The organism is Alteromonas sp. 76-1 (genome assembly GCF_900654235.1).
GTDB lineage: Bacteria > Pseudomonadota > Gammaproteobacteria > Enterobacterales > Alteromonadaceae > Alteromonas > Alteromonas naphthalenivorans.
Map to the genome: position 1 here is coordinate 3,480,499 of NZ_LR136958.1, position 13,002 is coordinate 3,493,500.

Below are 13,002 nucleotides of genomic sequence, written 5' to 3' on the forward strand. Positions count from 1 at the left end.
GGTAGAATTGATGCTCGCCTCCGCTTTTACGTTTATCAGCAATTTTTTGTCGAGCTTCTTCCTTTTCGCTACCATACTTTTTCGTAAACAGTTTACCCATCATTCTGGCTGCCATAGACAGACTATTCGCTTTTGGCTTATGCCTATCTTCTTTTTATTGTACTGCGTTTTACTACCGGTTTATGCCCAGCAAAAAGTTGAAAGCCTATCTCTTCATGATGGGCTACTCAACCCTCAAGTGTATGACGTAGTAAAAGACGATGAAGGGTTTATCTGGTTCGGCACAGCAGATGGAATAAAACGATACGACGGCTATAAATTCACATCCTTTCGACATGATAAGAATGCACCAACTTCACTGTCTAATAACAGTGTTGGCACCATGTTAATCGATAGTCAAAACAGGTTATGGATAGGAACATGGGGGGGCGGCTTAAACCTATATCAGCGAAAAACCCAAAACTTTAGACACTATGTACAAGACGATGCTAACCCATCGTCTTTAGGCGGGAATAAAATTCAATCCCTGTTTGAGTCACGCTCTGGCCAAATATGGGTAGGCACCAATGGTGGCGGTTTAAACCTCTTTAATGAAGCAGATAATACGTTTGTTCGGTTTGTGAATTCACCAAACGACATTTCAACGATTGGGCACGATCGAGTTTGGAGTATTGCTGAGGATCCAGACGGCAATATCTGGGTGGGTACGTCTGAAGGGCTGTATAGAAAGTCGCACGCATCAAATAGTTTTGAACGATTTGGTGATACACCAGACGGATTAGACCACCCCGAAGTAAGAGCGGTTTATATCAACAAAAAAGGCCATATGTGGCTGGCTACCCGTAATAGTTTTGGTCGCTTTTATCCAAAAACGAACCGCTATTACCCAATGGAATTTCCCCCTGGCACCATCCCTAGTATTACAAAAATAACCCCCTATGAAGACACATTGTTGCTTTCAACATTCGCCGGTATTTTTAAGTTCAATACACGAAAAGCAAGCTTTGAGCCTGCCGCCGAAAATGGTGACTGGGCGCTTTTAGATAATCGCGATGTTCGCCAAGTTATGGTTGAATCGTCAGGCCTGCTCTGGGCAGCTACGCGTTATTCAGGCATAAAAAAAGTGTTTTTAAAACCTTCTCGATTTCAGGGGTGGACGGACATACTCAGTGACCAAATGTTATCTGGACTTTTTTCTCAGATAATTTCAATGGCACAAAAACCTAATGGTGAAATGTGGTTGGGTACCGGCAGAAGTTTGGTCAATTTTGACGGTATAGGTAAGTTCACGCCGCAAATGTCTGAAGAAAATTTAAATAATCTAAACCGACTCCGTATTGATAGCATGAGCTATGACGACAATAACGGCTTATACCTTGGTACTGATTTTGGACTTTACTATTTAGCCACACCATCGAGTAACTTAGAAGAAATCTCTCTGGATTGGGCTGGAGGCCTCAACAATACGGTAGAATGGGTGGAATACGACGCCGAAGGATGGCTATGGCTAATTTTGGCTAAGTATCGTCATGTTATACGGTGGAACCCGAAAACTAACGATGTGCAGCATTACCTTGATGAAGTTGATGCTGAATTTACCTTTGTAGATAAACAAAACAATGCTTGGGTGGGCACACAAGGTGAGGGCCTATTTAAAATTGTTCCTTCGACTGGCTTAGTCACCAACTATGACGCAAATGACAAAAACAACACCTTAAATAGCAACCATATAAACGCTGCCCTACAAGCCAATGGCGATACCATCTGGTTCGCCACTAACCGAGGTTTAGAAAAATATACACCGTCTACCGACCAATTTGAAACTATCAGTTTAGACATCGATGGTGTGGGCTTCGCCGTATTGTCTATAGTGCAGGACAGTAAAGGCTTATTATGGCTAGCTACCGCAAAAGGTATTTATAGACTAAATCCCGAAAACAGCGTATTTCAATATTTTACTACTAACGATGGACTTCATAGCAATACTTTTCTTCCCCGCTCAGCAATGCTCGCTTCTGACGGCTTTATTTACTTTGGCAGCATAGATGGACTAACGGGCTTCAACCCCAATGCGGTTAGCGCTAACGATGTGATCCCCCCTATCGCTATTACCGGTGTAGAAATAGATGGCGAAGAGATATTTCCCGTACCTGATTCGCTTGTGCTTCCTAATGACTATAAGCAACTAACTATTACCTTTGCAGCTCTAGACTACCATGCAAGTGAGGATAACCAGTACCGAACCCGCTTAGTAAACTACTACGATAACTGGGGCGACATCACCGACCGCTATACGGTCTCGTTTGCTCGCATGCAACCTGATACTTATATCTTTGAAGTCATTGGAAGTAATAATCATGGCACATGGAACCTTGAACCAAAGACATTAACCTTAATTGTGCCCCCTTTGTGGTATCAAACATTATGGTTCAAACTATTAGCGCCACTGGCCCTGTTACTTCTTGCTTATACGTTTTACTGGAATCGCGTGAAACAGCATTATGCGACCGAGCGATATTTATCTACCCAGGTAGAAAGAAGAACACAAGATATATTTGTCTTAGGTGACGTGGGCCGCGACCTTGCCGCCACAACTGATACCGAAAGTATTGCGAAGTTACTCTATCGCCAATTAGATAAAGCGCTTCAAGCCAGTAGTTTTATGGTGGGTTTATATCACCCACAATCTCAACACGTAAGTTTCATTTTCACCATGAGTGATGGGCAACGATTACAACCCGCGTCTATAAATACTAAGCAATCTGATGACCCCATTGCGTGGACAATAAATAATAAAAAAGAGTTTATTGCACAAAAACCTGAGCACTGGGAGCAATTCAGTTTAGATCCTTCTTCATGTTTCAACGGCGAGCAGACACAATCTGCCGTATGCCAACCACTGATGGCAGGGAATACCTTACTAGGCGTAGTAGCAATACATGCTAACGTGACGAAAGCCTTTGATACATCGCAAATCAATATTTTTCGCATAGCTTCAAGTTTTGCCTCAGTAGCTATTTCTAACAGTTTGTCGTTCAAAGAACTCGCAGAAGCTGAGCAACGTTTAGAACTGGCCATGACAGGTGCAAATGCCGGCACATGGGAATGGGATCCTGAAGAGGATTCGCTAATTACGAACAGTGTATGGGCATCAATGTTGGGATACACCATTGACGAACTAGTCCAGCAATACGGTACTAATACTAATTTTCTCACGCAGTTAATTCACCCAGAAGATAAAGACAGATGCGAAGCTGAATTGACAAAACATCTTCGTAATGAAACTCATGACTATCGCTGTGAGTACCGAATAAAATGCGCTGATAGTAGCTATAAATGGGTGCTGAGTGTTGGCCGCGCCGTACAAGAACATAGCGAAACTCACTCTCTTAAGGTGTTTGGAATTCACCTCGATGTAAATACGGCAAAAGCAATGGAAACCGCCTTAAAAGAAGCTAAAGAAAAGGCCGAAAGCGCCACCCAGGCAAAGTCAGACTTTCTATCAAACATGTCGCATGAGATTCGTACACCAATGAATGCCATTATTGGAATGAGTCATCTAGCACTGCAAACCGAGTTAAATCATAAACAACAGAATTACATAGAAAAGGTAAATAGAAGTGCCGAGTTGCTGCTGGGTATTATTAACGACATTCTCGATTTCTCGAAGATTGAAGCCGGCCGTTTAGACATCGAACATATTCCGTTTGAACTTGATGAAGTACTGCAAAATATGGCGAATGCTATTTCGTTTAAAGCAGACGAAAAAGAAATAGAGCTGTATTTTGATATTGCTAATGATGTGCCTAAAACGTTTATTGGTGACCCGCTAAGATTAGGCCAGATTCTACTCAATTTGGGCAACAACGCTGTTAAGTTCTCCAATGCGAACGGCGAAATAATAATTAGCGTAAAACTAGCCACCGCTAACAAAAAGCACAGCTGTATCGAATTTTGTGTGTCTGACAACGGTATAGGAATGACGCCTGAACAAAAGGCCAAGTTGTTTCAATCGTTCAGTCAAGCTGACTCATCTATTACTCGCAAATATGGAGGCACTGGTTTGGGATTAGCAATATCCAAAGACCTTGTCGAGTTAATGGGCGGAAAAATATGGGTAGAATCGGCAATAGACAAAGGTAGCCAGTTCTTTTTTACCGTGAACCTTGGTTATAGAGAAAGTGATAAAAAACGACTGGATTACGATGTAAATTCTCACTTAAATATTTTGGTTGTAGACGATAGTGAGACGGCAAGAGAAGTATTACATAGCCAACTTTCAAGCTTTGGAATTCGGCATAATGTGGTCAGTAGTGGAAAAGAAGCATTAACGCTACTTGAGCAACACCAGCATATACAACCATTTGACTTAATTCTGATGGATTGGAAAATGCCAGAAATGGATGGATTAGAAACCGTTGCCAATATTCGTGGCAATACTTCGATTAACCATCAGCCAAAAATTATAATGGTAACTGCGTTTAACAGTGAAGATATACAGGCACAAACCAATCAACTTGATATTGACAACACATTAACCAAGCCGGTTACAGCATCTACCCTATTAGAGACCATATCAGACTGCGTAGGCTTAAGTAAGGTCTCAAAAAACAGCTTAAAAAACACAACAGATAACGGGTCATTTTTCAAACTACTCAGCGGTCTTCATTTGCTTTTGGTCGAAGATAACGAGATGAATCAAGAATTAGCCTGTGAGCTACTTAAAGCCGTAGGCGTTAATACAACTCTTGCTGAAAACGGTCAAGTTGCGTTATCGCTCCTCGAAGATCACACATTTGATGGTATTTTGATGGACTGCCAAATGCCGGTGATGGATGGCTATACGGCAACTAGAGAAATCCGCAAACAACCTAAGTACCAGCATATACCTATTATTGCGATGACAGCTAATGTCATGGCTGACGATATTGCAAAAGTAAGTGCCTGTGGTATGAATGCGCATATTGCAAAACCCATAAATATAACGGCAATGTATAACACTCTGGCGCAGTTTCTCACGCCATCTCTGGATATTCCTATTAGGGAAACTGCTAACGTTGAACACATTGATTTTCCGGTCAAAGCACTCAATGGTATCGACATCAGAAAAGGGCTTCTATCGTCAAACAACAATGTAACTCTTTATAAAAAGCACCTATTAAAATTTGCCGAAAAATACTCAAACTTTACTCAAAGTCTAAGCACGCTAAATGATACAGATGATGCTAACGAGAAAGCGCGCGAAATTCACACACTGAAGGGATTAGCTGGCAGTATTGGGGCGCAAGCGCTTTATCACGACGTAACGCTTCTGGAGCAAGAGCTCAATGCAGATTTAATAGATGACAACCAAACCAATGAAGACATTAGTCAAAATAACTACGTAAACGCTAACGTAAACACCGAAAACGCAATCGCAAATATGTTAAATAGCTTAGCGCTTGTGGTGTCATCTATAGAATCAGCTCATACGCTATTGAGTTCGACTGAATCAACTGAAAGCGATGCTTTAAATGCAAAAACATTGAAAGCTACGTTGATTGAGCTGCTCGACTTACTAGACGATTACGATACCGAAGCAGTAGACGTTGTAATGGAGTTAATAAGAAACTCAAAAGGCTTATCGCCGAATGTGATGAATGAGTTGGAAAGTATAGAAAAAGCGTTAAGACGATACGACTTTGAAGCTGCTACCACCCATGCCAACGCTCTGCTTAAAATGGTTTAGCCGCTTTGGCTTGCAAGTAAGCTAAGGATAACTTGCTGCGGCTAAACCCGTTTTAAAAAGCACTAAGGCGCGAAAAAGAAGCCTTTATCTACCCCACTAAAATTGTTTTTATGGTTCAACAAGTACTTCTTGTTCTTTGCGCCATCTATCAATCGTAAAATATTGTTCTGCGAGTCGTTGTTAGCCATGTTGCTAATACGAAACTTCAGCTGTGTGACATTTTCTGGCATGCCGAGAATTTCAAAGATAAACACCGACAAATGATCATCGAGTTTTATTTTACCCTCGCCCAAACGCAGTTGGCTTGTGGTCACTTCTTGCGTTTTTTCACCTCGGCTCAAAGCCTTCACATCAAAGGCTTGTTTAATGTGGGCCACTAAACGTTGTTTATAAGCGGTGCTGCCTTTTGGTATTGCCTTGAGCTTAGCTTTATTGCTACTGCTAGCAATAAGAGACTGGTCTATACCGTACAATGGCGTCATCACTTCATATATCCAGCGGCCATCATCTAAATGGCGAATTTGAAAAGTGGCAATATTACTATCGTGCGCATTACTTACGCCTGAAAACATCAATACACAAACCAATAAGATAAATTTAAATTTTTTACGCATATGCAGTACCCATAAGCCTTATGCCAATATATTTAAACGCATAAGACATCAACCTTTAGGTTTTAAACAGTGATGGCGATTGAACAGTCATGGTCATTGAACTGTAAAATCGTTTCTATCGACGTAACTTCCCATCAAACAGACCGGTACCGTCGGCGCCCCTGTTTCTAAGGCATGGTAGTGGTATGCCCCATCTGGGAACTCTTCCGTGGCATGAGTATGACCGTTACACTCATCAGTAGTGGCAACCTCAGCAGGAAGGGTATTGGTGCCGTCAATCAAATCGTAAGCGGCGTAGATAGGAAAACCGTCTTTCGCTAAGCCGGCAAATGCCGCGTGATCTTCATATTCAATATAAGTATTGGTACAACTAATGCCGTACAGATTTGTGAAGTTGTATTCTGCTGCATCGAACACCGTATTGATAGATTGAGGAATAAAGTGCCAATGATAATATCCGGCAGGATCGGCATGGCCACCGCAATGATCTAACGCGGGGATATTTCCGCTACCCGTGCCACCAATGCCGGCTTCAGCAGTCGTAACACTAGGCGGATCACCTTTAATTGGAATACCATTAATACCTAAACCGATACTGCCAACGGTAGGAATATAATAGGCTTCAGAGCGAAATTCTGGGGTAACGGGAATTAAATAGGTTACTGTTAAACTTGAATCGAAAGCCATAGACAAACAGTAACTGAAGTCGCCACCGCCACCGGAGCGAATATTCCCATCTTCATCAACAATATCGTAGCCGTCTGCGTCCATTCCTTGCGCCGCATCAACGAGCGACTGAAAGCCTGGATTGGTTTCACCGTCGTAAACGCCTAAACCGGCTTCAATTCTAGGGGTAGAAATGGAATCGGGGCAATAAGGCCCAACGGTCCCCTCACCTTCGGTATCACCCACGGTATTGGCTGCAAAGGTTAGCTCGTAACAGGTGGTTTCGCTGCCGTTTTCAAGGGTACAGCTCACTTCGTACTCGGTAAGTGGTAATACGGTAAATAAATCAACGTTGTAGTACGTAGTTATCTCGTCATCCACTGTGTCGTCTGCAGAATCATCTTGAGTATCATCATCGACACTGACCTCATCTACAACACTTGTATCGTCACTTGACCCACCACAACCCACTAAGGTTACAGAGAATATGAACGCAATTAGAAACCATTTAACACTATGCATATTGGCAAACCTTTTAATTCCCATAATGAGATGTTATGCCTAATTTTTTTGTTTTGGGAGTATGAAAGGAAAACTTCACAGTAATTGCACATTTCGTCAGTGCTGTGATGCACATAAATGAGCGGTGCGTTAGTAAGGTATGAAGGCGGCACTGGCGGATAAATACCTCCACCATAGCGGCATTCTGGCGTTAGCACTTATCGGTAAGGATTTTCGCCCATAGCAACGGCAACGCAAAACAATCGCAAATCTAATTCTAACTGATGGTATTGCGGCTCAATATAACAGCAAAGTTGATAGAAACCTTTGTTATGGTCTTTTTCTTTAAAGTGAGCGAGTTCATGTACCACTAACGCTTTTAATAAAGGCTCGGGGGCGTGCAATAAGTCGCTGTTAATGGCTAAGTCATGCTTGCGCGTTTTACCCTGCATACGATAGGTATGTGTACCCAACGCATTTGTGACCATATCTCCTTGCTTTTTAAATGCCGCCCGCCCAAAAGGTGGCGCATTTTTCACATAACGCTTTTTTAAGTCGGTTGCGTAATTATAAAGTAACTTGTCGGTCGTTATAGTATGCGCATTGGGGTACTTTTTAACGAGGTAATGGCTTAACTTATTCTCGGCTATTAGTTGCAGCGCTTGCTCAACAACAGTTTTGGGGTAGCCATTAAAATATCGTGCGTATTCACTCACTTCACTTTCTCCTTAGTACGCACAATTATAAAGGAATTCAAAAGTGGGACTTAAGCATTTTTCAGAAGATTAGTTACTTTTTACCTGTTTCGTTTTTCTATTTGTCTATCTTCCGGTTTCTCTGTCCCTGTTTATTGACTGCTTCTCTATAAAGCCCGACCCGATACATTAATTTAAAGTTGCTATGTAGTCAGGTGTATCTTGATGTGGCAATATTTATTTAATTTTATGGCCTGCGTTTTGTTGGCCGACTAGATCAGGAAAATCTATGCTGATAAACGCGCGTAAATGTACTGGTGTTGCTCTAGCAGTAACTGTTGCCATTCTAAGTGGTTGTGGAGGCGGTGGCGGAGGTGGCAATACCACCACACCAGTAACTACTACACCACCAGTTAGTAACGACCCTTCTTGGGAGCCAGGTGTGTATGAATCACAATCTACTTTTATCGCGCAATGTGAATCACCAAGAACAGGGATAGATCCCTTCACAGGCAGTGCTTACCCTGATTCACAAGGCTCAGCATTAGAAGAAAAGCTTTGGCTACGTTCATGGACTAACGACACCTATCTTTGGTACGACGAAGTTGATGACAACAACCCAGATAACTTTTCGGTAATAGCCTACTTCGATCAGTTAAAAACCAACGAATTAACCCCTAGCGGAACAGCTAAAGATAATTTTCACTTTTCTCAAGATACCGCTGAATATAATGAACTAACCCAAACGGGCGTCTCTTCAGGTTACGGCTTTGACTGGGAATTTGTTGCTAACACTTCCCCTCGAGAGCTTGTGGTTCGCTTTACTGAACCTGATTCTCCTGCTGCATTGGCCAATGTACCTCGCGGCGCTTCATTGATTACGGTTAATGGTATCGACTTCGTGAACGACAATACCCAATCTGGTGTTGATGCCCTTAATGCGGCGCTATTTCCTGAAAGCGCGGGCACTATTACCAATTTCGAATTTGAACTTATTGATGGTAGTTCTCTGGCTGTAGACATTACATCAGCCGATGTCAGCGTAACGCCTGTGCAAAACGTAAACGTGCTAGATACTGAAAATGGCAAAACAGGCTACTTTCAATTCAATACCTTTATTCGCACAGCCCAAGATGGCCTTATCGATGCGTTTGATTTATTCGTAGATGAGAATGTAACTGAACTGGTTATAGACTTACGTTACAACGGTGGAGGCCTTTTGGCTCTGGCTTCACAAGTTTCCTATATGGTAGCAGGCCCTAGCCAAACTAATAACGCTATTTTCGAAACCACCCGCTTTAATGATAAGAGCGGTACAACAAACCCAATAACCGGCGGCACGGTACAAGCAACCCCATTTTATAGCAATGAAATAGACTACAATGCAGGCGTACTAACCAGCACCTTGTTACCTAGTTTGTCGCTTACACGTGTTTACGTGATAACCACGGGTTCAACGTGCTCTGCCAGTGAAGCGGTAATGAACGCATTGCGGGGTATTGATGTAGAGGTGGTTCAAATAGGGCAAACTACCTGTGGCAAACCCTATGGTTTTTACCCTACCGACAACTGCGGCGAAACCTATTTTACTATTCAATTCCAAGGCGTAAATAATAAAGGGTTCGGTGATTATGCCGACGGCTTTATACCAACAGACTCACCCAACTTCGATTTTGAGCTACCCGGCTGTAATGTAGAAGACGACTTTACCGCAGCGCTAGGCAGCCCCGAAGAAGGCATGTTGGCTACCGCTATAGAATACTCTGCAACGGGCAACTGCCCAGTAGTGACTTCAACGGAAGGCTTAGCAGGAGTTTCGCCTGACAAAGATAATGCGTCAAGTGCGTTGGCAAGCACTCAGGAAAGTACTCAACAAAGCACGTTGCTAGCCATCGACAACCCCAAAACACAAAGAGAAACGTTAATTTTGCACAATAAAATTAATGAGCCTGTTATTGAGGAGCGCCAGTAATGGCGTTTCTTGAGGTTGCGACTTTCAAGAAACCGCTTTTTAAGATTGCTATTGGTTTATGTGCCTTTCCTCTGGCTTTCGCAAGTGGATGCGCGATGACCTCAGTAACAAAAGAAAGCGACTTGGTTGAAGCTTATGCTAGCAACTTGAACTTAGCGCAAAAACAGCAAATTGAGAGCAAAATAAGCAGTTGGTTTGGCGGGGTGAAAATTACCCTTGCCAACGATGTATTTTCTGAGTCTTCCCAGGTCAGCATTGAGCGTAAAGCGCATATGGATGAGCGAAGGTTACCTGTTGAGGGAAGGCACAATAATCCTGCGTTTACCTTTACTTTACTGACTGATGGCAAGAACTGCGTATTGCGTAACAACCAAACTGGTGAGACCGAAACGCTTTCTGGTGTGACTTGCAGACTTAAATAACGTACTCCGCCCCCATTATCGAAAGCGCTAGTGTGGTCATCATGGGGCTGTCTTGTGTATAGATTGGCCCAACAAAAGACAAAATTGCAGCGATGACAACACCGACTATACCCATTGCCATATGAGCGTTGAGCATTAGGTTAACGAACTCGGACTAACTTCAGTTATAAAATAAGAATTACGATACTCATTCCCTTAAAAGAAATTACCGATAGAAGCTGTTGGGAATACTCAACAGCCCCCCCCTTAATTAAGCGAATTTAAGTAAACACGAAACGGTGGCGTCATACATATAGTGCTGACAAATTTACCGTGAAATTGCAAAAATTACTTATTTCCTACTCTCTACTTTGCGAATTCAAAATGGTTTGGATGGCACTTAAACGAGGAGAAAAGTTAACCACAGCGGGCAAAGTTCGTGGCTTTCAGACAGGCACTGGTTTTTATTTATCTATAGATGCTGTTTTGGCGCGTTTTACGCTTAATGATGGTTTCATATTGCAACTCTACTGAGAGCTCAAATGCCACAGCAAAATCCCCCTCCTATGGGTTTAAGCAAGTTAGATAAAGGCTACAAAGTTTGTGTTTGGGCGCCGCATGCGGCTAGCGTATCCATACATGGAGAATTTGACGACTGGAGCGATGACGGCCTTGCGCTATCTAAAGAAGACGGTGGGATATGGGCTGCAAACGTACCAGAACTGAAAAACAATCAGCAATACCAATTTCTTATTACTACCGAATCTGGCGACGTATTAAAGCGCAACGACCCTAGGGCTCGATTGCTTACCAACAGTGTCGGAGCCTCAATTGTTTATGATGATGACTATCATTGGCCTGATGATACCTTCTCTATGCCAGACAAAAAGTCGCTGGTTATTTATGAACTGCACATAGGCACATTTAACTGCAAAGAAAGAGACGAAAATGGAACGCCGAATAAGCCTGGCACATTTGATAGTGCTATTGAAAAGTTAGATTACCTTGCAGAACTCGGTATCAACTGTATTGAATTGATGCCCGTTAATGAATTTGCAGGTGACTTCAGCTGGGGTTACAACCCTGCCTACCCGTTTGCGGTTGAAGAAGCTTACGGTGGACCAAATGGCTTGAAAGACTTTGTTCGCGAAGCTCATGCACGGGGTATCGCAGTAGTATTAGATGTAGTCTACAACCACTTTGGACCAAGTGATCTTCACCTTTGGCAATTCGATGGCTGGTCTGAAAACAACAAAGGCGGTATTTACTTTTATAATGACTGGCGTAGTGACACCCCGTGGGGTGATACAAGACCGGATTATGGCCGACCAGAAGTCCGCCAATACATTTTTGATAATGCAATGATGTGGCTAGATGAATACAGACTAGATGGCTTGCGTATGGACATGATCCCTTATATGCGTTCTGTATCTGGTTCAGAAACCCCTGAAGACTCCATTGAAGAGGCTTATGATTTAATTCGCTGGATAAACAGCGAAATACAGCAACGTCACCCAGAAAAAATTGTCGTTGCCGAAGACCTTCACGGAAATGACTTCGTCACCAATTCCACAGAAGACGGTGGGCTTGGCTACACGGCACAATGGGATGCACACTTTGTCCATCCAATACGTGATGTTTTAACCCAGCCAGATGACGAGAATAGAGATATTGCTACCGTCCAAGAAGCGCTTAGGCAGCAATACTCCGAAGACCCTTTTCGCCGCGTGATTTACGTGGAATCCCATGATGAAGTGGCAAACGGCAGCGCACGTTTAGCAGAAGAAATAGCACCTGGTAACGTGGATAAAGACTACTTCGCTCGTCAACGTTCAGTGATAGCTGCAGCACTTACCCTCACAGCGCCTGGTATACCCATGTTATTCCAAGGCCAAGAGTTGCTAGAAGATCTCTGGTTTGATGATATGGACCCTCTAGATTGGTCGAGAGAACAGAATTTTCCGCAGTTACACAAAGCCTACAAAGCCTTAATCGCGTTACGCAAGGGTAGCCCAAGCTTACATAGTAATGAAGTAACAGTGACCCACTTCGATAATGACAATGGCGTGCTGGCCTACATCCGAGGCGATAACGGTGATGATAATACAAACCAAGCCGGAAACGACAAGGTAATGATTGTCATAAACTTCAAGAATCAAGCACACGATAATTACGAAATACCCAACCTAAACAAAGCTCAATGGCATTGTATTTTTAATTGGTACGGGGGATATCACGAGCCAAGCGACTTTTCGTTTTTAGATGATACCGCTGGTGAAGAACATGATGATCATGAGGGAGATAATGATCATGAAAGAAATAGTAACGCCACGCTTTACCTGGAAGCCTATCAGGTCTTAATTTTCAGCCTAACCATTAACAATGGCTAACGCACTACAAGAAACTTAAAAATGGGGTCAGAGTA

The 13,002-nt window shown here is 42.8% G+C and carries 8 protein-coding genes; 4 read left to right on the forward strand and 4 right to left on the reverse strand.

The genetic code is table 11. The features are described from left to right. The first annotated feature begins 10 nt into the window (after positions 1–10). Positions 11–5,728, forward strand: a complete 5,718-nt coding sequence (locus ALT761_RS15040) for a response regulator (RefSeq protein WP_129739792.1) — start codon at positions 11–13, stop codon at positions 5,726–5,728. 62 nt (positions 5,729–5,790) lie between these two features. On the opposite strand, the gene ALT761_RS15045 is transcribed toward ALT761_RS15040, so the two are convergent. The 3 genes from ALT761_RS15045 to ALT761_RS15055 all read right to left on the reverse strand — a co-directional run bounded on the left by ALT761_RS15045 (position 5,791) and on the right by ALT761_RS15055 (position 8,225). After that, complete coding sequence (locus ALT761_RS15045; RefSeq protein WP_129739793.1) at positions 5,791–6,342, reverse strand: hypothetical protein; 552 nt, start codon at positions 6,340–6,342, stop codon at positions 5,791–5,793. Positions 6,343–6,435: 93 nt separating this feature from the next. Next, positions 6,436–7,530, reverse strand: a complete 1,095-nt coding sequence (locus ALT761_RS15050; protein WP_172602901.1) for a YHYH protein — start codon at positions 7,528–7,530, stop codon at positions 6,436–6,438. Positions 7,531–7,727: 197 nt separating this feature from the next. Next, the gene (locus tag ALT761_RS15055; protein WP_129739795.1) at positions 7,728–8,225 is read right to left on the reverse strand and encodes a M48 metallopeptidase family protein; all 498 of its coding nucleotides are present in this window, start codon (positions 8,223–8,225) and stop codon (positions 7,728–7,730) included. Between the two features lie 268 nt (positions 8,226–8,493). On the opposite strand from ALT761_RS15055, the gene ALT761_RS15060 reads away from it, so the two are divergent. Together ALT761_RS15060 and ALT761_RS15065 are read left to right on the forward strand one after the other, a co-directional pair. After that, positions 8,494–10,176, forward strand: a complete 1,683-nt coding sequence (locus tag ALT761_RS15060) for a S41 family peptidase (protein ID WP_129739796.1) — start codon at positions 8,494–8,496, stop codon at positions 10,174–10,176. Further along, complete coding sequence (locus tag ALT761_RS15065) at positions 10,176–10,598, forward strand: hypothetical protein (protein WP_232043472.1); 423 nt, start codon at positions 10,176–10,178, stop codon at positions 10,596–10,598. The genes ALT761_RS15060 and ALT761_RS15065 overlap by 1 nt, the downstream gene beginning before the upstream one ends. Here the strand turns inward: ALT761_RS15065 and ALT761_RS20660 are convergent. After that, positions 10,591–10,734: a hypothetical protein gene (locus tag ALT761_RS20660; RefSeq protein ID WP_172602825.1), complete on the reverse strand. Its 144-nt coding sequence runs from the start codon at positions 10,732–10,734 to the stop codon at positions 10,591–10,593. The two genes, ALT761_RS15065 and ALT761_RS20660, sit on opposite strands and share 8 nt — an antisense overlap. 385 nt (positions 10,735–11,119) lie before the next feature. Between ALT761_RS20660 and ALT761_RS15070 the strand changes: the two genes are divergently transcribed. Then, positions 11,120–12,967: an alpha-amylase family glycosyl hydrolase gene (locus ALT761_RS15070; RefSeq protein ID WP_129739797.1), complete on the forward strand. Its 1,848-nt coding sequence runs from the start codon at positions 11,120–11,122 to the stop codon at positions 12,965–12,967. The last annotated feature ends 35 nt before the right edge of the window (positions 12,968–13,002 follow it).

What these genes read in the sequence shown, in the direction of transcription:
- ALT761_RS20660 (WP_172602825.1), bottom strand. Translation starts at nt 10,734, where the DNA reads ATGCTCAACGCTCATATGGCAATGGGTATAGTCGGTGTTGTCATCGCT.
- ALT761_RS15045 (WP_129739793.1), bottom strand. Translation starts at nt 6,342, where the DNA reads ATGCGTAAAAAATTTAAATTTATCTTATTGGTTTGTGTATTGATGTTT.
- ALT761_RS15065 (WP_232043472.1), top strand. Translation starts at nt 10,176, where the DNA reads ATGGCGTTTCTTGAGGTTGCGACTTTCAAGAAACCGCTTTTTAAGATT.
- ALT761_RS15060 (WP_129739796.1), top strand. Translation starts at nt 8,494, where the DNA reads ATGCTGATAAACGCGCGTAAATGTACTGGTGTTGCTCTAGCAGTAACT.
- ALT761_RS15040 (WP_129739792.1), top strand. Translation starts at nt 11, where the DNA reads ATGCTCGCCTCCGCTTTTACGTTTATCAGCAATTTTTTGTCGAGCTTC.
- ALT761_RS15050 (WP_172602901.1), bottom strand. Translation starts at nt 7,530, where the DNA reads ATGCATAGTGTTAAATGGTTTCTAATTGCGTTCATATTCTCTGTAACC.
- ALT761_RS15070 (WP_129739797.1), top strand. Translation starts at nt 11,120, where the DNA reads ATGCCACAGCAAAATCCCCCTCCTATGGGTTTAAGCAAGTTAGATAAA.